Below are 22494 nucleotides of genomic sequence, written 5' to 3' on the forward strand. Positions count from 1 at the left end.
TTATCAAAAAGATAAAATAATTTTATAACTTGACATAACTTATCTGTACCAAAATAAATGTACATAGCTGATATAATTAAAATCCTAACCTCATCAAAAATCGGCGTTGCTGATAGCCTGCGTGGCGATAGCCATATTGAGGTATGAAACTAAAAACTCAAAATCTAAAACTTTGCGTCTTTGCTCCTTTGCGACTTTGCGCGAAACAAAATTCATACCGCCATTATGCAACGCCCAAAAATATATCAATCTCAGATTCAACCTGTGATATATGCTGGTTTAAGGTTAGACTCTAAATATATAGGAAAAAAATACTTCTTTCCTTAATTATTGTAAAATTCACTTAACAAACAAAGATTTAGTTTGAATAAGTGTCATCTAATACAAAGGAGAAATAAAAATGACAGAAAATAATCAGGATAATATCAGTAATACTGAAGAAACTTCTCAAGGAACAATCATAGTTGCTGGAATGCGTCCCATTACCACCGGGACATTACAAGTAGTTGATACCTTCAACTCTATGGGGATTCGTCCCATAGGTGCAAACACATTCCAAGTAGTTGATAGTATTAACTTGTCTGGTATTCGTCCCATTGGTTCTAGTGCCTTGGTAGTTTCTGACAACTATTCTGTCTTCGGAAATCGGCCAATAGCGCCAAATACCTTCGATGACTCCGAACTTTTGATGGGTTTTCTAGACTAATTACATTTCCAATATTTTCATCATATCAAATTCAACCTGGTTTTATGAATAAACTAGGTTGTTTTATTAGAAGGAGTCAGGAGTCAGGAGTCAGGAAGAAGAATTAGAAGGAGATAAGAATAGTCTCAAATCTGGGAAAATGATAGCTAAATGAATAGTTTCAAAGTTTATTCCTTGCACATTATTCACATTTTATCCTTCTCAATTCATTGATTTATTTATCAAGGTTCTAGGTTTATTAAGCAAGCCCTAATTATGGCAAAATCTTCAATTTTATCAACATCTTTAAACTTTCACGAAGATTATCCATGTCCAGTATGTCACGCGGGTAAAATTTCGCAAATGTTGATGATGGAAACTATGTGTTGTGATTTTTGCAATGAAATATTTACAGTTAACTTAGAATTACAACAAGTTAAAATGCCTTCTAGAGAACCACCTTTAGTTTGGAATTGGAATGGATTAAGGTGGACCCAAGCACGATTAGGAAATGTGGAATTAGGTTGGGGTTATGGTTTGTCCGCAATTGCTTTTATTATTTTACCGACTACCTTAATAGGAATTACAGCCTATTATTTTCCTCCTCATTCTCATGTTCCGCTTTCATGGATTCCATTTATTTGGACTGTGCTAACTTTTTTGTCACACTTAGGAATTATTGTGTGGATTTTTATTGAAGTTTATCAGATTCCCATTATCGCATATTTGCGAGCTATTACCCGTTGGCAAAATAGATTAATTAGATAAAATTTATCAATTTCAACCTATTAATTTTGACTTTTGACTTTCGCGTAGCGGTACTAGTAGTCTGTCAAGATAAAAATGATGGACTGTAGTGTGAGCGTCTCGCTCATGCGGGCAAGATGCCCGCACTACCAAAAACCCGTCAAAATAAATTTGACAGACTACTAGTACAGTACAGCGTAAGTAATATAACCATTAAAAATCCCTAAAAAGCTTATACAATCTGCTTTTTTAATTTTTAATTGTTAATTTTTAATTCCGCCCTGCGGTACTAGCAAAATCCCCTCATCATCTGCTAATAAATTGTGTGCTGCTTCCAACATAGATGGCATTATTTCTTGCAAATCTTCCCGATTATTTAAGTAAGTTTTTAAAGCTGACATTGGGTCAATACTGCTACTCGCGCTTAATTCAGGAATGCGGGGTTTTGCTAACTGACTCACTAATTCAGCTTGTATAGTGTAAGTATGCGCGACACTTAAAGCTTGGTGAAGAGAAGAGTTATCAATTAAATCCAATTGTTCTGATTTCAATTTGTAAATAAGTCGCACCACATTATCTTGAATATCATATTTAGCAATTCCTTTTAATAATACTTTTTGTGGATCATCCTGCTTAGATAAATCTATCTCAATAGTCCGAAAAGTTCGCACAGGTAAAGGACAAAATTCCCAATCTGCTTTCCCTTTTTCCAAATCTATCATCACATAACCTTTGTCTTCCTTCTCTTCACTAAAATCTACCCGTTCAATACTTCCTGGATAAATTACCGGTGGGTCATTGGATTTATTTAAATTTTGGTGTTTGTGGACATGACCTAAAGCCACATAATCAAAACATGGTCTAGTTAATAAAGATAAAGGTAAGGTAAAACCTTTCCCGACTGCTAATAAACGTTCTGCACCTAAAGTGGCATTATCAGCCATTAAATGAGCTAAAAGTACAGTGGGTAAATCTGGGTCAAGACGGCGAATTTCTCCTTCGATAACTACCTCTAAACGGTCTGTCAGGAGTTGATTTACTTCAGCTAAAGAAGAACCTTGAGTTTCTTGACGAGTCATCAAAGTTGAACGAGTTAACCAAGGAAGAGTAATGATTTGCACATCTCCGCTGCGGGTAGAAATGCGATGAGTTGTTAAAGTATCACCAACCACAAACCCTGGTACTCCCAAGGTTCGATAAATATTTAAACTCGCACCTCCCAAACCCTGGGAATGTTGGTCATGATTTCCCACTAATAACACTGTGGGAATATCTGCATCAACTAAACGGCGAAATTGATTAGCAAAGGCTTCTTGAACATAGGGTGCAGGTGTGGCATTGGGGAAAGCATCACCACCAAATAAAACTAAATCTACATGATTGGCGATCGCTCGGTCAATACACAAAGATAATGTTTTCACAAAATCCTCTAGTCGTGTGTTTAAACCTGTGGCTGGATTAACTCGCCCGTGGCAAAAACCGCTACCAATATGGATATCTGAAAGATGGAGAATTTTCATAGTTTATTGGTTATTAGGATATTTTAGATCCCCGACTTCTCAAAGAAGTCGGGGATCTATTCTTCGATCTATTCTAAATCTAGTAGCAGTTTTTTGAAGTCACTGCTATGAGGTAAGTTATGATCCGCTAAAAATTGCTGATAAACTGATTCTTCCTCAATCTGCATTTTGATATACTCTATCTTGGGTATTGTTCCTTTTCTTAATCCAGCATATTCTAAATAACTGGAAAACTCCCATTCTTCGGGTTGCTTCACCAGTGATGCTTTCACAGGATTGAGATGAATATACTGAGAGAGGTTAACAAGATAGTCAGTTTGTGAAATATGAATACTTTGAAACCTTCCCTGAAATAATACTCCAGAACGGTTAAAACGTTTATTAATTGCTTTTGTGTAGGAAAGTGAGAGAGATTTCATAGCATCAGAAAGGGTTTCATCTCTCAGATAGACTAGAAGATGATAATGATTAGGCATTAAACAGTATGCAATAATATCTACTGAATTTTTAATTAGATGTTCTCTGATCAGTCGAAGAGAATAAATATAGTTTTCACGTTCAAAGAAAATTATTTGGCGATTGTTTCCGCGATTATAAACATGATAAAAGTTGCCAGTTTGGAGTGGAATCCTTCTTTGTCCCATAATTGGATGTTTATTCGCATTATTTCAGAGAGTTCAGAAATTTCAGATCCCTGACTTCTTTAAGAAGTCAGGGATCTAAGAGACTAAATGTGAATTCCACACTCAGTTTTTTCGCTTCCTCTCCAACGTCCAGCGCGTTCGTCTTCACCTTCACCTACTTTAGTAGTAATGGGTTCGTCGCCAATGCTAGGATAACCTTCGTCATGAAGAGGATTGTAAATTACTTTATGTTCAGCTACATAAGCCCAGCTTTGTTTACGAGTCCAATTAGCTAAAGGGTTGATTTTTAATCTGCCTTTACCATCTAATTCAAATACTGGCATGGTAGCACGAGTAACGGCCTGATCACGACGGCGACCTGTAATCCAAGCTACAGTATTGAGTTCATCTAAGCCCCGTAAAAGTGGTTCGATTTTGGTAATGTCGTGGAATTTAGCAATATCTGTATCCCAGAGGGCTGCACCGAATTTAGCAGCAAAGGCTTCACGGCTATCCACGTCTGGTGTTTTATAAGTTTGTAAATCTAGGTTATAGATTTCTTTGACTTTACCAACCAATTCTAAGGTTTGAGGGAAATGATAAAGGGTATCCAGGAAAATTACAGGAACGGGATGCTGAAGTACGCTATAGAAAATATGTGTCAAGATAATATCATCTACGTTGAAGGCGCTAGTTTGTACCAGTCCTGTGGGGATATTCTGCACAGACCAGGCTAATATCTCTGTAGGACTTGCGGTTTCAAATTGCTGATTTAGTGATGCTAAGTCAAAGGCGGTAGAAGTTGTCATGATCTTTCTCTAAAACAAAGATTTTTTTATTTTTATTAAATTTAATTTTACCTTAATAAAGTCACATACAGCGGTTTCCGCTCTTATGAGGTACAAAGTTGAATCATGAAACTCTTGTAGTGCGGGCATCTTGCCCGCTAGATATGTACCTCATAACACCGGGAAGTGCTGTATCCCCCCGATGATTGAGGAAATAGGGCAGAGCGTAGGTTGCAGGGGAGGAGGGGAGGCTAGAAAAAGATATTTCCAACCAACAACTGACAACTGACAACTGACAACTAACAACTGACAACTGACAACTAACCTAATTATGTAGTATTTTGATTGCAAGTCTGTTTAAGGATTCATCCCATGCAACAGTTACTCAAGCAATTATTTAGTAACTCAAAATACCTTGTCCGTCTCATTTTTCCTGTATTGGTAATGATGATGGCGAGTTCACTGTTTATTTTACCTGCTGCTGCTACTGGTGTATACCAAATACCCAGTTTAACGGCAGATACTTGGATTTTAGATCAAGGTGATGTGATTAGCCGATCGAATGAAGGTCAGATTAGTAAGACTTTCCATGATTTAGCTCAGGAAACTGGTAACGAAGCCAGAATTGTCACTATTCACCGCCTCGACTATGGGGAAACACCGGAAAGTTTTGCCAAGGGACTATTTAGTAAATGGTTTCCAACAGCAGCAGAACAGGCTAATCAAGTGTTATTACTTGTTGATACTGTTACTAATGGAACTGCTTTAATTAGTGGAGATCAGGTTAAGTCTCTGTTAACTGATTCTATCGTCCAAAGTCTGGCTGAAGAAACATTGGGTACAGCATTACGTAGTGGTAATAAATACAACCAAGGATTTTTGGATGTGAGCGATCGCTTGGTGGCTGTTTTATCCGGTAAACCAGATCCCGGTCCACCAGAGATCAAGGAAACAGTCCAAGTAGAAGGAACTTTTACCAAAGCTGAAGAAACAGATCAAGGTAATGCTACTGCTTGGGTTGTCGGGCTGTTAATTGCGGCCACTGTCATCCCAATGGCTACATACTACATTTACTTAGTGTTTCAAAAACCACCCTCTCAGGAATCTGAGGAATAGGGAATAGGGAATAGGGAATTGGTTATTTTTTTCTTTCCAATTCCTGACTCCTGACTCCTATTTTTTATTTAAAACACTGTTTCTTCAGGAATAATTATTTTCTGTATTTTGAGAATTTTCTGACTCCAAAGTTCTAACATTGCGGCTAATTTATCTTTAGTTACTGGTTTACTTAAATAATCGTCCATACCAGCATCTAAACAAATTTTTTTGTCTTCTTTCATGGCATTAGCAGTAATAGCAATTACTACAGGTTGTTGATGTTTAGCAAAGGAACTTACTGGACGACGACGAATTTCTTTTGTGGCTGCCAAACCATCGAGAATTGGCATTTGACAATCCATGAAAATCAAGTCATAGGCAATTTTATCTAATAATTCTAATACTTCTTGACCATTGGCTACGGCATCTGCTTGATATCCTAGATTTTGAAGTTGCTTGAGAAGGACTTTTTGATTAACTAGATTATCTTCTGCTAACAGCAACTTTAATTTGGATGTATTCTTGTTACTTATTGCTTGCAACTCTTCATTGATAGCAATCTGAGAATTATTTATTTTCGATTGAGAACCTACTATATTCATAATAGTATCAAGCAGTCGAGTAGGCTTAACCGGCTTGACTAAATAACTGATAAATCCTATATCTAATGCCTTTTTTATTTCATCTCTTTGATTAGTAGAAGTTAGCATAATTAAAGGGACATTAGCAATAGCTGGATTTTTCCTAATTTGTATTGCTAGAGTCAACCCATCTATCTCAGGCATTTGCATATCAATTATGGCAATATCATAGGGCATCTGCTCTGTTGCGGCTGTTTCTAAAGCTGCAAGTCCGGCAATAGCAGAATCAACTTCATCTATGTGCATTCCCCAACTGATAGCTTGGTGGTGGAGAATTTCTCGATTGATAGTATTGTCATCTACTACTAACAACCGTCGCTGACTAAGAATTTGATAATCTTGATTTTGAGAAACAGACTCTGGCTGTTTAGTAAAAGATAAATTAAACCAAAATTTAGAACCTTTACCAATCTCACTGTTGATGCCAATTTTTCCACCCATTAAAGTTACTAATTGTTGGCAAATGGCTAGTCCTAAACCTGTACCGCCATATTTACGGGTAATAGAAGCATCAACTTGGGTAAAGGCTTGGAAAAGGTTATTTTTATCTTCAGTGGTAATGCCAATACCTGTGTCTATGATGGCAAATTGAATGGTAGCTGTATCATCGGTTTCTGAAATTAATTCTAGTTGAATAATTACTTCTCCTTGGCTGGTGAACTTGATCGCATTACCCATCAAATTCATGATAACTTGTCGCAGACGACTAGCATCTCCTTGGATATAAATTGGGACATTGGCAGGAATTAATGCTGCTATTTCTAGTCCTTTATCATGAGCTTGGGGTGCTAACAGTTCTATAACTTCTTGAATGCAGGTAGATAGGTTAAAATCTAGGGTTTCTAGCATCATTTTCCCGGCTTCAAGTTTGGATAAATCCAAAATTTCGTTAATCAAGGATAAGAGAGCATCACCACTAGTCCGCACTGTTTCCAAAAAATCTTGTTGCTCTGGATTAAGGGGAGTTTCTAATAGTAAGCCGGTCATGCCCAAAACGGCGTTCATTGGCGTACGGATTTCATGACTCATATTGGCCAAAAAACTACTTTTGGCTTGTAATGCTGATTCGGCTTCCTGTCGAGCTATTTCTAGTTCTTGACGGTGAATAATTTCTGATTCTAATAGTTTAGCTTGGACTAAGGCAATACCGATTTGATCAGCAAGCGATCGCAAGAATTCTCTTTCCCAAGTATTCCAATGACGGGGTTGAGTACATTGATGAGCAATCAACAGTCCCCAAAATTCATCTTCGAGAAAAATAGGAATCACAAGGTTGGCTTTGATGTGAAATCTTTCCAGTAATTGTCGGTGACAAAGTTGGATATTGGCTTTTTCTATATCATCAATACTGGTAATCCATTGTTGAGCATATTTATGGGCGTGTTTTTCTACAAAACAAGGGTCAAAAATCTGCTCTCCTCTGACAACAGGGATACCGGGAATCAATGCTTCTTTACGTGCAGTTAAATTGCCATTTTCTTCTAACTCTAAGATGAGGACACGATCAGCTTTTAGCAGCCTTTTAACTTCGGTAACGCTAGTTTGGAGGATTTCGTCAATTTGTAAAGAGTCGCGGATTTTTAGAGTGATATCGGCTAATAATTGTGATCGCAAATTTTGCTGCTTTAGTTCTTCTTCTATTTGTTTTCGCTTAATAAATTGACCTATTTGGTCGCCAATAGACATCATCCCTTTCAGTAGATCTGCATTTTCTAGCTGCATATTTTTACTAAAGAAAACCATGACCCCAATGTTTGTATTACCACCACGAATAGGAAAACCAAAAGCTGTTTTCAATCCTATTTGAGTAGCAATATCTGTTCGCAGAAAATTCTGATCATTACAAATATCAGTTAGCCAAATAGGTTGAAATTTAGATAAAATTCGGCCAGGGAGACCAATTCCTGGAGCAAAAGTAATTTTTCTAGTAATTTCTTCAAACTGTTTAAATTCTGAACCTGATTCATACCAAATATCTAAACAACGCAGAATATTTTCTGATTTATCCATAACCCAAATTTCACCCCAATCCCATGCCAATGTTTGACAAATTCCTTTTAAGGTGCGATGGGTGGTATTGTGAATATTTATAGCTCCTGCTAAGGCATTAGTTACCGCATATTGGAAACTGAGATATTGTTCATTTTGTTTGCGCTCAGTAATATCTATCCCTGTACTAACAATGTATTCTATTTGGTTTTGACTATCCAGCAGAATAGTATTTGACCAATCAATTAATCGTTGTCTTCCATCTCTTGTTATCCAATAAGTTTCTGATTCTCTTGGTCTTTTATCTAATTTTATTTGCTCAAAAATAGCTTGAATTGATGGCTGATCTTTCTCGGTTAAAAATAGCTGCCAAAAACATCGCCCTAAAACTTCTCCACAGGTGTAACCAGTATTTTGTTCGCAAGCTCGATTGAAGCGGACAATTTGCCCTTTATCATCGAGAACCATCACTAAAACGCTGGCTGTATCTAGAACACTAGAAATGAAATTACGTTCTGTTTTTAGAGATTCCTCTACCCATTTGCGGGCAATGATTTCCCGATAAATAAGGTAGTAAATCATCGCCATAATTATGAGATACAAACTGATAGCAATCTCGAATCCAAGCAGCATACTATGTGTATTATTAGTTAATTTTATTGATTGTTGCTGAAGAATTTCTTGGTCTTTTTGATTAAATTTATTGATTCTTTCATATTGTGCTAATGTCTGTTTTTGCTGATTATTTATATTGACAATTTCTTTAATATTTTGATAGGAAAATATCCCAATTATCACTAAAATTGATGATGTTAAGCCAAACCAGCCGCCTATTTTCACAAAAAATTGTTTGTTAGCTTTCTTTTGTTTTTGATGTTGAGTAGTTACCAATAGTAAGCTATCTAAATTGCGTCGTAGTTCTAGCTGTTTCATGACTTGGCAACCCAGTATTTTCAAAGCCTCTAGTTGTTCAGCCGTGAGTTCCCTTGGCACATTATCAATCACGCACAACGTTCCTAAACCATAACCCTCAGCATCAACTAGAGGTACACCTGCATAAAATCGAATATTAGGCTCGGATGTGACTAAGGGATTGGTAGCAAATCTGTTGTCAAGAGTGGCATCAGGAACAATGAAAACATCTTTTTGGCAAATGGCGTGAGTACAAAAAGCAATATCACGAGGTGTTTCTAATGCCTCTAAACCGACTTTAGACTTAAACCATTGCCGGTTTGTGTCAATCAAACTTACTAAAGCTATGGGAGTTCCACAAATATAAGCTGCTAAACGAGTTAAATCATCAAAAGCAGCTTCCGGTGCAGTATCCAGAATCTTGTACTGTAATAGTGCCTCTATTCTGGCGGTTTCATCATGAGGTGATAATTCTTTCATGTTGTAATTTTATTACTTAATTCAAAAGATTTTCTAGTTTTGTTTTAATAATTTTTTTGAAAAAAGTGGAGAAATGTATTATTTTTTTCTTTTTTGAAGCATAAGTAAGAGGGTGTTTGAAAAGTTATGGTTGATGTATCAAATATTTTTTACCCCACCCTACCCCTCCCCTTGTAAAGGGGAGGGAACTGGATTTTTATTGTTTCCCCCCTTTACAAGGGGGGACTAAGGGGGGTAGCAATGTGATGAAAATTACGGAATACCACTTTTCAAACATCCTCTAAGTGGGAATTAGTAACTAATTCCCCGTCTTTACTATTGTATCTAATCTTGAATGTATTCTTTTCCTGACACTAAAGCCATTTCAGCCCGCACAAATTCTCTACCTAAATAAGCTGCATGGTCTAAGAAGGTTACAAGACAATCTGGAGTTTCTTCAAAAATCTTAATACACAGTTCCTTGGCTGTACGGCCACTAAATACGGTGGTGTGAGTTCTTTCCACTTTACCGCGAACTGGAATCACCTGACCTGTTTCCGGATCTACTGCTAAACCACGTTCATTAATGACATTAGTGAAGTGCTTTGCATAAATTAACCTTTCATTTTGATCTATGTAGATAATAAAATAGCCCTTGGGGTCAAGATCAATATAACGCTGAGAAAGTTTATGATCAATTGCTGTCAAATCTTCAAGTAGTAAATCCTTATGCATTATCAAAATTAAATTCATAGAAACAGTATTCTTAGATTACATCAATCTGCAATATGCAGATCCCCGACTTCTTTGAGAAGTCGGGGATCTATGAGAAGTCGGGGATATATTTCCTTATTTAAAAGGTAACTCTGCATTAATAGCATCCATTTCTTTTTGTTCCATTTGATTTACTTCCCGAACCCAAGGCAAAATAATTTGTCCTAAACGGTTGTTGTAAAAGCGGTGAAGGCTGTAATTAGCAGTAGCAGGGAATCCCCGACGTTTTTTATGTTTACCACCTGCTCCTGGGTCAAAATTTTGGATACCATGAGCGATCGCCCATTCAATTGGTGCATAATAACAAGCATCAAAATGTAAGCAATCTATGTCCTGAAAACTCCCCCAATAGCGTCCATATAGTTTGTCTTCTTTGAATAAACAAAAGGACATCCCCACAGGTTGACGTGGATCTTGCTCATTATAAGCGGCAAAAAATACGACTCGATGCCGATAATTATGGTGCAACTGTTCAAAAAAGTTCTTGGTTAAATACTTACTTCCCCACCAACCAAACTTATCGCAAGTATCAGCATAGAAATCATACATTAACGGAAACAGAGAATTAGGAATTTCCTCACCTGTTAATGCTTGCAATTTTAAACCAGCCTTTTCTACAGCTTTGCGTTCCCGTTTAATATTGCGTCTTTGATTGGCATTAAATCCAGTCAAATAATCATCAAAAGTTTGAAAATTAGCATTTTCCCAAACATAATTATGATGTAGCCAAGTTGTAAATCCCTGGCGTTCTAAAATTGGTCGCCATTGGGGATCAACATAAAGAAAATGACAGCCAGAAATCCGATGTTTCACACAAAAACTATCAATTTCATGGAGCATTACCGCCGTAATTTCTTCCTCATCTTCTCCCGCAGCTATTAAAAACCGATAGCCTTCAGCCGGGGTAAATGGTGTCATTCCTAGCAGTTTTGGATAATACTCTATTCCTAAACGGGAAGCTAATTCTGCCCACTGCTGATCAAAAACAAATTCGCCCTGGCTATGTCCTTTTAAATATAAAGGAGCAGCCGCAATTAAAGTTTTATCTCGCCACAAAATCAAGTGATTTGGCAACCAACCTGTATTGGCTGTAACACTTTGGGATATTTCCAAATTGTGCAACCAATCCCATTCTAAAAAAGGCGTTTTTAACGGCATTGCTAAAGCATCCCAGTCTGCTTGGGGAACATCGGCGATTGTGTGCGTCCAAACAAGAGAATAATGGGGTTTGTGTTCTTTGATCATTGTGTAATTTCCCAACAATTTTATATTTTGAATTTACGCCTGAATCCTGACTTATGACTCCTGAATTATCCTATAGTGTAAAAATACTTCTTGCTCTATTGTGGATACTTCTAATAATTGTAACTTAGGAGCAAGATCAGCTAAAAATCCTGTCCCCTCCACAGGTGAAGGGGCAATACTACCACCTAAAATTAATGGACAAATAGTGAGCCAGATTTCATCAATTAAATCAGATTCTAGGAAAGATGCCACTAATTGTCCTCCTCCCAAAATAGCTAGACGGGTAATTTTTAACCGTGCTAAATATTTTAAAGCAGCCAAAATGTCAATTTCTTTGGCAGCAGTTTCAAAGACTAAAACTTGTTCAAACTCTGATCTTTCTTGCCAAAAATAAGCCCCTAGAGAGGTTGTGAGTAACCACCGTCTCACCGGTTGTTGAAAAAATTTAATGTCCGGATTCAGATTGCCTGAACGGGAAATCACTATATTAACTGGCTGGGGATGCTTGTCTGCTTTTTTTCTTTGTTGCAAGAGTATTGTCTCTGTGATGGTCATTGTTGTACTGTAGGCACGAAGAGTACCAGCACCAAATAAAATGGCATCAGATGCAGCAATTTGTTTCTCCAGGTGTATTTTATCAACCAATGAGCCAAACCGCGCAGGCGATCGCCTAAAATCTGCTATTTTACCATCAACACTCATGGCTAAAACTACTGTGGTATGAGGACGATTTTGCATGATTGGGTTGCTTTGATATTTTTTGTGAGGGGATAGATTATTGAAAAATCTATAGCTACAAGATAATTTTGAATAATTTTACACCATTAATATGAATATGCAACAACAGTCACTATTTAATCTACATTTTATAAAATTTGGTATATGGAACAATACTTTGTCCAAATCGAGAAAAGTCTTGATTTGTAGGTTGGGTTGAAGGATGAAACCCAACATGAGCGTCGGGTTGCGCTGTCGCTTAACCCAACCAACAAAAAATGAACAAGATATTGATGGAAGATTGATAAATTTATGTTTCAGTCATTAGCGAGATATTTTTTAAATTTCTAATTCTTACCTGTTCTCTCCTTTTTAACTTGGAAATTTAAATTAATAGTAAACTCATCATCAACTAATAAAATGTCTCCCTTGACTAGTGTAATTTCATATCTTTATTATTGTAGTTTGAAGATGCGAAGTGAGACAAACAATGGCTAAATCTCGTCAATCGTCATTTCGACAAATATTAGTAACAAGAATACTGCTAGTATTTATCCCAGTTTTATTAGTAGGAGAAATGGTTGCCTTGAATAAAGCTCGTTCTAGTTTGTTAAATACTGCTCAACAAAATTTAACAGAAAGTGCAGTTAACAAAGGAGAAAAAATTACTGATGATATTGCCGCTTTACGCTCCAATTTAATTACAGCTAGTCAAACCAAAGTAATTCAATCAGGTTCACCTTTCCAAATTGAACAATTTCTTAAAGAACTAAAAAAACAACTACCAACCCAAACTGATTGTCTCCAATTAACCCAAATTAAAAAAGGTGAGATAATTGCCAGTAGTTGTGGTGTTCAAGAAATTATGCCATCAGGTTTATCTCTTACCAGCAATGACGTTGATATTCAATTTATATTACCATCCCAATCGGGGAAAACTGGTAAAAGAGACAAACAAAATCAACTACAATTATTTTTATCAATTCCTGTTTCTAATCAACGTGGTAATTTAGCCTACCGATTAAGCATGAAAACCACATTATATCAACAAAATCCCAATCATCCAGGCTCATTAACGGGTTTTTTGGTAGTCATTGCTGAAGACGGTAGAGTTTTAGCTCATCCATTACCAGAAAGAATCGGTACTAATATTAAAGATTATGCCGATGTAGACAGAATCCAAGCTATAGTTAAAAATGCCTTGGGTGGAAGTAATAATTCCAGTAATTTATCCTTTATAGAAGGACAAGAACTGGTTGCAGGTTTTACAGCTACTACTAAACCTATCACTACAAAACCATCACAAAGATGGATTGTCCTAGCAGTTACAAGTGTAGAAAATGCCCTATTTGGTTTAGAAGAAATTAAACTAATTCTCATTGTTTTAACAGTTGGTTTAATTGGTGCAAGTTTATTGGCATCATTTTATTTAGTTCCTTATTTAGCAGGTCCAGTAGAAGAACTCCGCGACTATGCTATTAATCTTCATAGTCACCACGCAGCACAACCCATTCCCCGCAACTTCAAAATTCGAGAATTTAACCAACTAGCTCAAGCATTAGATCAAATGGTAGAAAGACTCAAAGATTGGGCTGAAGAATTAGAAATTGCTTGGAAAGAAGCTAAATCAGCCAATCAAGTGAAAAGTCAATTTCTAGCCACAACTTCTCACGAATTAAGAAATCCACTGAATATTATTATTAACTGTGTGCGGTTAGTGCGTGATGATTTATGTGATAGTAGAGAAGAAGAATTAGAGTTTCTTAAAAAAGCCGACGATACAGCAATTCATTTATTAGGAATAATTAATGATTTGCTAGATATTTCTAAAATAGAAGCTGGTAAACTTTCTGTAATTACAGTACCGCTAGATTTACGACAATTATTATTAGAGGTAATTAACTTACAATCAGTTAATATCCAATATAAAGGACTACAATTAATTTGTGATATAGGTGATAAGCCTATTCCTATAAAGTCTGATTCCATTAAACTCAAACAAGTGTTAATTAATATTATTGGTAATGCTACTAAATTCACTGATGAAGGTAGTATTCAAATTACCATGAGTATTAATCGTCATCAGCAGTATGTTTTAGTTTCTATTAAAGATACAGGAATTGGTATTGATCCAGGAGAACAAGGTAAACTATTTCGTCCCTTTGTGATGGTTGACGGGACAACTACGCGCAAGTTTGAAGGAACTGGATTGGGTTTAGCAATCTCTCGGAATTTAATTGAACTCATGGGTGGTAAAATCACTTTAGAGAGTTTGGGGTTAAATCAAGGAACAACAGTAATTATTAAATTACCTTTGATTGATCTGGCTTTATTACCTAATCCAGAAAAAAAAGATGTGGTCATAAATGGAGTTAGGAGTTAATTCTGGCTCTGAGAAATGTTCCGCAAACAATAAATTTCAAATTACCACCCTCCTAAAATGAAGCGATTTTTTTCAAGTATTTTTGTAGTTACAACTTTACTATTAGCTCCTGGTTGTTCATCAAATACTAAATCTAACGAAACACAAGTTTCACCTAGTATAATGACGAATCATGATGGACATTCCATGAAAAATATGAATCATGAAAATAATTCACAAATAACTACCAAAGTTAAATTAACTGCTCCGAAAAGTTTATCACCAAATCAACCAATTAACTTAGTTATTGATATTCAAGACTCTACGGGAAAACCTGTGAATAAGTTTGACATTTTCCAAGAAAAAATCATGCACTTAATTGTTGTGAGAGATGATTTACAATTTTTTGATCATATTCATCCCGAATATAGAGAAAATGGTCGCTTTGAAGTAACTGCAAATTTTCCAGAGTCAGGAAATTATACACTTTTTAGTGATTATAAACCTGCTGGAAATAAGGAAAATGTCTCATTAATGAATATTACAATTCCTGGTACAGTTCCATTACCAAAAAATTTAGAAAAGTTCACCAAAACTAAAACTATCTCAGATACTAAAGTCAATCTGAATATTTCTGAAAAAAATATTAAAGCCGGTCAATCAGTAACTTTAAGCTTCGATTTAAAAGACAACAAAAATCAACCAATTCAAGATTTACAACCTTATTTAGGTGAAAAAGGACATTTAGTAATTGTCAAAAGTTCATCTCCCCTGACTTCATCTGATTATATCCATGCACACGCAATCAAAAATACTCCAGATGGGAAAATCGAATTTCATACTAAATTCCCCAAACCAGGAACATATAAAATGTGGATGCAATTTAATCGCAATGGACAAATCAAAACCGCAGATTTTTGGGTAAATGTAGAATAGAAAATCGTAGGTTGGGTTAAGCAACCGCCAGGGAATTAATTCCCAGTCTCATAACAAAAGTCGGCTCAAGCCGACTGTATTTTTATGATGATTTCCCAAAATTTTATCTTTAGTCAGCTTTAGCTTACTTTTGCTATTAGCCTTAGAATTCATTCTGAGGCGGACTATATTTTTCTGTATTTATGGGAATATTAAATATGAGAATATTTAGAATCATAAATAAGGTGTATTTATGGCTTTGTGGAGACTTTATTATCATCTGGTTTGGGCAACAAAAGAGCGTCAGCCACTAATTACCAGGGAACAGGAAGGGAAACTTTACGGTTACATTATTAGCAAAGCTGATGAACTTGGTACTATTATTCATGCTATTGACGGCATAGAAAATCATATTCATTTAGTGGCTTCTATTCCGCCAAAGATTTCCATTTCTGATTTTGTGCAAAAAATTAAAGGCAGTAGCACCCATTATATTAATCATTTATCTCCTGGAGAAGATACCTTTGGTTGGCAAAGAGGATATGGGGTTTTTTCACTGGGGAGAAAACAATTGGAACAAGCGGTTATTTATGTGAGAAATCAAAAGGAGCATCATTCAAATGGCACAACAATTGCATCTTTGGAAGAACATAATCAAGATGATGATGCTCCCACAAAATTTTATCTTTCGCAACCGCCTGAGAATGAATTTTCAGTCTCATAATGAAAGTCTCATAATGAAAGCCAGGGAATGAATTCCCAGTCTCATAACAAAAGTCGGCTCAAGCCGACTGTATTTTTATGATGCTTTCCTAAAATTTCATCTTTCGCAACTGCCAGGGAATGAATTCCCAGTCTCATAACAAAAGTCGGCTCAAGCCGACTATATTTTTATGATGTTTCCCCAAAATTTCATCTTTCGCAACCGCCAGGGAATGAATTCCCAGTCTCATAACGAAAGCCGGCTCAAGCCGACTATATTTTTATGATGCTTTCCCAAAATTTCATCTTTCGCAACCGCCAGGGAATGAATTCCCAGTCTCATAACGAAAGCCAGCTCAAGCCGACTATATTTTTATGATGCTTTCCCAAAATTTATCCTTAGTCAGCTTTAGCTTACTTTTGCTATTAGCCATGGCTTCGCCACGCAGGCTATCAGAATGAATTCTGAGGCGGACTTTTTGCTTATTAGCGTCAGAATTCATTCTGAGGCGGAATCAGACACATTTTACGTTGGGTTTCGTTCCTCAATCAAAAATTAAAAAGGTGGTAATTCCTTCAGAATTGTGAAGCTAATATGGTTAATAGCTAAGTCACCCAGGGAAACCTCTTCTTTCGTTAAGCGAATTCCATCTCTGGTTAAGGTTTCAAAAGTGATACCTTTACCAATTTCGATATGATACCAGCATAAGCCCATAAAGAATCGTGTAGGATATGGTCCACCTTCTTCCAGATCATCAGGATTAGATTCCATTGGCAACCAACCAATTCCCGGAATATAAAACTCTAACCAAACATGATTAAAATCGGGTTGGAGGGGAATTCCCTGGTGTTCGGCATAAACTGGACATTTATATCTACCAACGGTGCGGCAAGGAATACCATTCAGGCGACAAAGTGCTAGTAATACGCCTACATATTCGCCACATGAACCAGTACCCCGATCTAAAGCTATATCGGGTGAATCAATATGAGGTTTAATGGCATAAGACAATTGATCATAAACGTAGTTGCGGATACTGTACATTTTCCGTAACAGATTAGTTTCTGTACCAACGGCTGTGCGGGCTGCACGGATAACAATATCTGTATCCATTGCTAAATCGTCATCATCTACCAGATAGCGGGTTTTTAATTCTGGTGACAGTTCTGGAACATCTTCGACATCTTTAGGGGTGATGCGATGTTTAATGCCGCGTACTTCTACTAATGCCTTCCAGCCAAATATGTGACGTTCACCGGGGGCAAGGGCATCAAATTTAAATACGGCTACTCTTTGTCCGTCAATGATTTCTTCTGTGAATGGTAAACCAATGGGTTCAACTTGTCGGACTTTTTGCCGTTGGGTTTCTGAGGGTAGGGCTATGCGCCATTCTATATCGGCTAAATAAATTTCATCAAGGGGGGAAATTTCTTCAACATAAGACATTTCTATCAGATAGCCATTAGAGAGGGCGTAGCGTTTATCCTCTTGGTAATGATATTGTAGAGAATGAATAAATGTGCGATCGCGGTAGGTTAATTCAAAACAAGGGTCAGCATTGGGATTATCCCGAATATAAGGCTCTTCGCTGGAGTATGCTACATAAATACGATCTTTGCCTGTGTCATCCTGCCCCTGAACTGCGATACCTGTAGGAGAATCAAAAGCCGTGAGAACACTGAAACGCACTTCTCCAGTTGCCCTATCCATAGAGTAAACTGTTTGTTCCGTGCGATCGCATACCCATAAAGTTTCTTTACTAACTGCCAAGTTTTCGATACCGACACCAGGGGCATAAAATCTGGTGATTTCCTTGCGGGTATCCCGGTTAAAAATCAAAATATAGCCAAGTCTTTGGCAACTAACATAAACGGTAGATTCCCAAACGGCAACACCATCAGCGGGATAGGGTAAAGTTACAAAATGCTCTAACCCTAAAGATGCCAATTTACATAAATAGACACTATTATCACGAGTCACCCACAGATCATCTTCCCACACAGCTAAACCGGTAACTTCTTTAAATTCGCGGACTTGGTGGGGATTGATAATTTTGCTGTTGTCGGTAAGAGGGTCAATTTCTAATAAATGACCTTTAACCGTATCAATAGCAATAAGTCTATCCTTGATAAAAGCAATACCGTACAAGGTAGCAGCAGTAACTGGTCTGATTATTTTTTGCCCAAACATCTGGTTCACCGTCAAACTGGGTACTGGAAAACTTATATCATTAAGCATATTAGTCATAAATTATTATTTATTAGGGAAGAGGGAACAGGGAAGAGAAATATTTTTTTGCAACTAACAACTGTACGGGCGAAGCATTTGCAGAACTATTTTTGGCAATGACCGATGATTTATCTTCCAAATGCTTCGCCCCTACTAACAACTGTACGGGCGAAGCATTTGCAGAACTATTTTTGGCAATGACCGATGATTTATCTTCCAAATGCTTCGCCCCTACTAACAACTGTACGGGCGAAGCATTTGCAGAACTATTTTTGGCAATGACCGATAATTTATCTTCCAAATGCTTCGCCCCTACTAACAACTGACAATTGACCAATTCCACATTTTCGGACACCACTAAATTATGATCGAATTTTGTAACCATTTCCTGTAACTTACACGATGTCTGCTCATTCTTTACCTGAATCTACCAACCTTTGGCATGGTTTAGAAGTTGATAAAGCCTTAGAAATGCTTGATAGTGACGCAAACAGCGGCTTAACCTCCCAAGAAGTTGAACAGCGTCGCCAAAAATATGGACTTAATGAACTCGAAGAACAGGTCGGTCGTGGCCCTTGGCAAATTCTGCTAGATCAGTTTACCAATATCATGTTATTGATGCTGATTGCCGTTGCCCTCATTTCTGGCCTTTTGGATTTGGTGGCTTTGACTGGGGGGACATTAAAACCCGGTGAAGTGCCATTTAAAGACACAATTGCCATTATGGCTATCGTTATCCTCAATGGTATTTTGGGCTATGTGCAAGAAAGCCGGGCTGAAAAAGCTCTAGCAGCCTTGAAAAAACTATCTTCTCCCTCAGTCCGAATCCTCCGTGATGGTAAACTGGCGGATATAGCCGCGAAGGAGCTAGTTCCAGGGGATGTGATGCTGCTGGAAGCTGGGGTGCAAATAGCTGCTGATGGTCGCTTAATAGAACAGTCTAATTTGCAAGTGCGAGAATCGGCTCTCACAGGTGAAGCCGAAGCTGTCAATAAGCAAGCCATTCTTACATTACCAGAAGATGCACCCTTAGGCGATCGCCTCAATTCAGTTTTTCAAGGTACGGAAGTTGTCCAAGGTCGGGCTAAGGTACTGGTAACTCACACCGGAATGCGAACAGAACTAGGCAAAATTGCCGCTATGTTGCAGTCTGTGGACGGTGAACCTACGCCTTTACAGCAACGCATGACCCAATTGGGTAACGTTCTCGTTACTGGTTCTTTAATTCTTGTAGCCATAGTAGTTGGTGGTGGACTTATTCATGATCTAACTAAAGGAATAGGTTGGAAGAATTTACAAGAACTGGTGGAAGTTTCTTTAAGTATGGCGGTGGCGGTAGTTCCTGAAGGTTTACCTGCGGTAATCACTGTGACTCTGGCTTTGGGAACTCAGCGCATGGTCAAGCATAATGCTTTAATTCGCAAACTCCCAGCGGTAGAAACTCTTGGTTCTGTAACTACTATTTGTTCTGATAAAACCGGAACTCTAACTCAAAATAAAATGGTGGTACAGTCTGTGTACACCAATAATTCTCCCTTTCGCGTCACTGGAGAAGGTTATACTCCCATTGGCGATTTTCAGTTAAATGGTGAAAAAGCCAATTTAGATGAATGTCCAGAAATTTCTGCTTTGCTTGTTTCCTGTGCGGTTTGTAATGATGCTGTTCTGCAACAACAACAAGGAGAATGGGCAATTTTAGGCGACCCGACAGAAGGGGCTTTAGTGACTTTGGCAGGAAAAGCCGGAATTGAACAAGACCAATGGAGTAGTAAATTACCTCGTGTCTCCGAATTTCCCTTTTCCTCGGAACGGAAGCGCATGAGTGTGATTTGTCAATTAGAAGCTGTAGCTACTGGTGATACTTCTTTAACCGCCATTGACCCAGCCATTGCTGGTTTTGTGGAATCTGAACAATATCTGATGTTTACCAAGGGTTCACCAGAATTAACTTTGGAACGGTGTACAAAAATCCATTTAGGTAATCACTCAATTCCTATCAATGACGAACACCGTAGCCAAATTTTGGTAGCTAATGACCAAATGGCGGGTAAAGGTTTGCGGGTGTTAGGTTTTGCTTATAAACCTTTGGCTGAAGTTCCCCCAGATGGTTCAGAGGATACATCTGAGGTAGATTTGGTTTGGTTGGGGTTGGTGGGAATGCTAGACGCGCCTCGTCCAGAGGTGAGGGCGGCTGTGCAAGAATGTCGCCACGCGGGAATCCGTCCGATTATGATTACTGGCGACCATCAATTAACTGCTCAAGCGATCGCTACTGATTTGGGAATTGCCCAAGCAGGTGATAGAGTCCTCACTGGTAAGGAATTACAACTCCTCAGTGACCAGGAATTAGAGGAACAGGTGGACTTAGTGAGTATTTACGCTAGAGTCTCCCCTGAACATAAATTAAGAATTGTCCAAGCCTTGCAACGTCGCGGGCGATTTGTGGCGATGACAGGCGATGGGGTGAATGATGCTCCCGCCCTCAAACAAGCTGATATAGGCATTGCCATGGGCATCACAGGTACAGATGTGAGCAAAGAAGCCAGCGACATGATCCTCCTAGATGATAACTTCGCCACCATAGTTGCTGCCACCAAGGAAGGTAGAGTTGTTTATACCAATATTCGCCGCTTTATTAAATACATTTTAGGTAGTAATATTGGGGAAGTTCTCACCATTGCCGCTGCGCCATTGTTGGGTTTGGGTGGTGTTCCCTTGAGTCCTTTACAAATTCTCTGGATGAATTTGGTAACAGATGGTTTACCAGCTTTAGCATTAGCTGTAGAACCCCCTGAACCTGATGTGATGGAACGTCCCCCCTTTAGTCCCCGTGAAAGTATTTTTGCTAGGGGTTTAGGTTCTTACATGGTTCGCATTGGGATTGTCTTCGCTGTGATTACAATTATCCTCATGGAATGGGCTTACCATCATTCTCATGCAGCCGGGTATCAAGGAGATCCAGATACTTGGAAGACAATGGTATTTACTTCATTATGTCTAGCGCAAATGGGTCATGCGATCGCTATTCGCTCTAATAATAGACTTACTATCGAAATGAATCCTTTTTCTAATCCCTTTGTATTGGGGTCAGTCATTGTCACCACGATTTTGCAATTGATGTTAATTTATGTTCCACCCCTGCAAAGTTTCTTTGGTACTCATCCACTCAGTTTAGAAGAATTAGCAATTTGTATTGGCTTTAGTGCTTTAATGTTTGTCTGGATTGAAGGGGAAAAAATATTCTTCCGCTTAATGGGCAAAAAAACTGTTTAATTGGTAAATTGTCAGAATCAGGACTTGCAAATTAACAGGATGTAATTTCATGATCTTTGGATTTTTTTATCCTGATTCTGATATTTATTACCAATTATTCATCAATATGTATCTAAAAATCAACTTCGACGAGATAAGAAAACCCTTTGGGTGCGGGTACAATTCTAGAATTAATTAGGAGATAGCTATCATGGGTGAATCCAAACGGAGAAAACAGCAAGATCCCAACTACGGGAAAGTTAAAAATCCTGTCAGAAATCTTATGAAAGTTTTTTGCCCGTTTTTTGAGGATTACGATAATTTATCTCATCTCGATGGTGATAGTATATCATTGATGATCGCTAAGGAAGGGTACAAAGAAACGGGTTTGAAAGGCATAATTGTCACAGGATATCTCGCTGAACATTTATTAAAAGACTATCCTCCTGAATCTGAATTAGTCAAAGCTTTCAAACAACATGGAAATATTTATGTTACTTCCACATTAGCCCTAGCGTATTTGGAAAATGATATAAACAAAGAGGAAAATCTTAGGAATTTTGATACATACGACCCATTAAATGACTTTATATGTATGAAAAGCGATTCTAAAAAATACCAAGTAAGTTTGGTAACAGGATCTTAAAAAAATTTTCTCATCTCCCGAAAAATTCCCAAAAGATCCCCGACTTCTGAGAGGATGTTTGAAAAGTGGTATTCCGTAATTTTCATCACATTGCTACCCCCCTTTCCCCTTGTAAAGGGGGGAAACAATAAAAATCCAGTTCCCTCCCCTTTACAAGGGGAGGGTTAGGGTGGGGTAAAAAATATTTGA

Annotated in this window: 18 protein-coding genes; 8 read left to right on the plus strand and 10 right to left on the minus strand. The window is 37.7% G+C overall.

Translation table 11 applies throughout. From position 1 onward, the window contains the following. Positions 1–400: 400 nt before the first annotated feature. Positions 401–706 carry a hypothetical protein gene (locus PN450_RS19000; RefSeq protein WP_148764797.1) on the plus strand — a complete coding sequence of 102 codons (306 nt, stop codon included), beginning with the start codon at positions 401–403 and terminating at the stop codon, positions 704–706. A gap of 255 nt (positions 707–961) precedes the next feature. Beyond that, on the plus strand, positions 962–1453 hold the full coding sequence (locus PN450_RS19005; RefSeq protein ID WP_148764799.1) for a hypothetical protein: 492 nt from the start codon (positions 962–964) through the stop codon (positions 1451–1453). 242 nt (positions 1454–1695) lie between these two features. Here PN450_RS19005 and sbcD read toward each other — a convergent pair whose 3' ends face one another. The 4 genes from sbcD to PN450_RS19025 all read right to left on the minus strand — a co-directional run bounded on the left by sbcD (position 1696) and on the right by PN450_RS19025 (position 4676). After that, positions 1696–2952: an exonuclease subunit SbcD gene (gene sbcD, locus PN450_RS19010; RefSeq protein WP_168697139.1), complete on the minus strand. Its 1257-nt coding sequence runs from the start codon at positions 2950–2952 to the stop codon at positions 1696–1698. Positions 2953–3020: 68 nt separating this feature from the next. Next, entirely contained in the window at positions 3021–3596 is a 576-nt protein-coding gene (locus PN450_RS19015) for a transposase (protein ID WP_271837212.1), read from the minus strand. An 83-nt stretch (positions 3597–3679) separates the two neighbouring features. Beyond that, on the minus strand, positions 3680–4384 hold the full coding sequence (gene cysH / locus PN450_RS19020) for a phosphoadenosine phosphosulfate reductase (RefSeq protein ID WP_271837213.1): 705 nt from the start codon (positions 4382–4384) through the stop codon (positions 3680–3682). A 103-nt stretch (positions 4385–4487) separates the two neighbouring features. Next, positions 4488–4676: a hypothetical protein gene (locus PN450_RS19025; protein WP_271837214.1), complete on the minus strand. Its 189-nt coding sequence runs from the start codon at positions 4674–4676 to the stop codon at positions 4488–4490. Positions 4677–4735: 59 nt separating this feature from the next. On the opposite strand from PN450_RS19025, the gene psb32 reads away from it, so the two are divergent. Beyond that, entirely contained in the window at positions 4736–5479 is a 744-nt protein-coding gene (psb32, locus tag PN450_RS19030) for a photosystem II repair protein Psb32 (protein ID WP_168632834.1), read from the plus strand. 68 nt (positions 5480–5547) lie between these two features. Here the strand turns inward: psb32 and PN450_RS19035 are convergent, their stop codons facing one another. The 4 genes from PN450_RS19035 to PN450_RS19050 all read right to left on the minus strand — a co-directional run bounded on the left by PN450_RS19035 (position 5548) and on the right by PN450_RS19050 (position 12222). After that, complete coding sequence (locus PN450_RS19035; RefSeq protein ID WP_271837215.1) at positions 5548–9483, minus strand: response regulator; 3936 nt, start codon at positions 9481–9483, stop codon at positions 5548–5550. A 324-nt stretch (positions 9484–9807) separates the two neighbouring features. Next, positions 9808–10197 (minus strand): DUF4346 domain-containing protein, encoded by a 390-nt coding sequence (locus PN450_RS19040; protein ID WP_015083143.1) that lies wholly within the window; start codon positions 10195–10197, stop codon positions 9808–9810. 114 nt (positions 10198–10311) lie between these two features. Continuing rightward, positions 10312–11481, minus strand: coding sequence for a GNAT family N-acetyltransferase (locus PN450_RS19045; protein WP_271837216.1), 1170 nt, complete (start codon positions 11479–11481; stop codon positions 10312–10314). Between the two features lie 51 nt (positions 11482–11532). Next, positions 11533–12222 carry a RibD family protein gene (locus PN450_RS19050; RefSeq protein ID WP_271837222.1) on the minus strand — a complete coding sequence of 230 codons (690 nt, stop codon included), beginning with the start codon at positions 12220–12222 and terminating at the stop codon, positions 11533–11535. Between the two features lie 466 nt (positions 12223–12688). Between PN450_RS19050 and PN450_RS19055 the strand changes: the two genes are divergently transcribed. The 3 genes from PN450_RS19055 to tnpA all read left to right on the plus strand — a co-directional run bounded on the left by PN450_RS19055 (position 12689) and on the right by tnpA (position 16199). Beyond that, positions 12689–14581 carry a sensor histidine kinase gene (locus PN450_RS19055; RefSeq protein ID WP_271837217.1) on the plus strand — a complete coding sequence of 631 codons (1893 nt, stop codon included), beginning with the start codon at positions 12689–12691 and terminating at the stop codon, positions 14579–14581. 57 nt (positions 14582–14638) lie between these two features. After that, complete coding sequence (locus PN450_RS19060) at positions 14639–15496, plus strand: hypothetical protein (RefSeq protein WP_271837218.1); 858 nt, start codon at positions 14639–14641, stop codon at positions 15494–15496. A 232-nt stretch (positions 15497–15728) separates the two neighbouring features. Continuing rightward, complete coding sequence (tnpA, locus tag PN450_RS19065; protein WP_271837219.1) at positions 15729–16199, plus strand: IS200/IS605 family transposase; 471 nt, start codon at positions 15729–15731, stop codon at positions 16197–16199. Positions 16200–16733: 534 nt separating this feature from the next. Here the strand turns inward: tnpA and PN450_RS19070 are convergent. Both PN450_RS19070 and PN450_RS19075 read right to left on the minus strand, forming a co-directional pair. After that, positions 16734–18416, minus strand: coding sequence for a transglutaminase domain-containing protein (locus tag PN450_RS19070; protein WP_271837223.1), 1683 nt, complete (start codon positions 18414–18416; stop codon positions 16734–16736). 22 nt (positions 18417–18438) lie between these two features. Then, complete coding sequence (locus tag PN450_RS19075; protein WP_271837220.1) at positions 18439–18792, minus strand: hypothetical protein; 354 nt, start codon at positions 18790–18792, stop codon at positions 18439–18441. Positions 18793–18809: 17 nt separating this feature from the next. Here PN450_RS19075 and PN450_RS19080 point away from each other — a divergent pair, with 17 nt between their 5' ends. Together PN450_RS19080 and PN450_RS19085 are read left to right on the plus strand one after the other, a co-directional pair. Continuing rightward, a complete protein-coding gene (locus PN450_RS19080; RefSeq protein ID WP_271837221.1) occupies positions 18810–21680 on the plus strand; it encodes a cation-translocating P-type ATPase in 2871 nt (956 codons plus the stop codon). 190 nt (positions 21681–21870) lie between these two features. Continuing rightward, entirely contained in the window at positions 21871–22305 is a 435-nt protein-coding gene (locus PN450_RS19085; RefSeq protein ID WP_168633924.1) for a hypothetical protein, read from the plus strand. Positions 22306–22494 lie beyond the last annotated feature (189 nt).

Source organism: Dolichospermum lemmermannii CS-548, from assembly GCF_028330815.1.
Lineage (GTDB): Bacteria > Cyanobacteriota > Cyanobacteriia > Cyanobacteriales > Nostocaceae > Dolichospermum > Dolichospermum lemmermannii.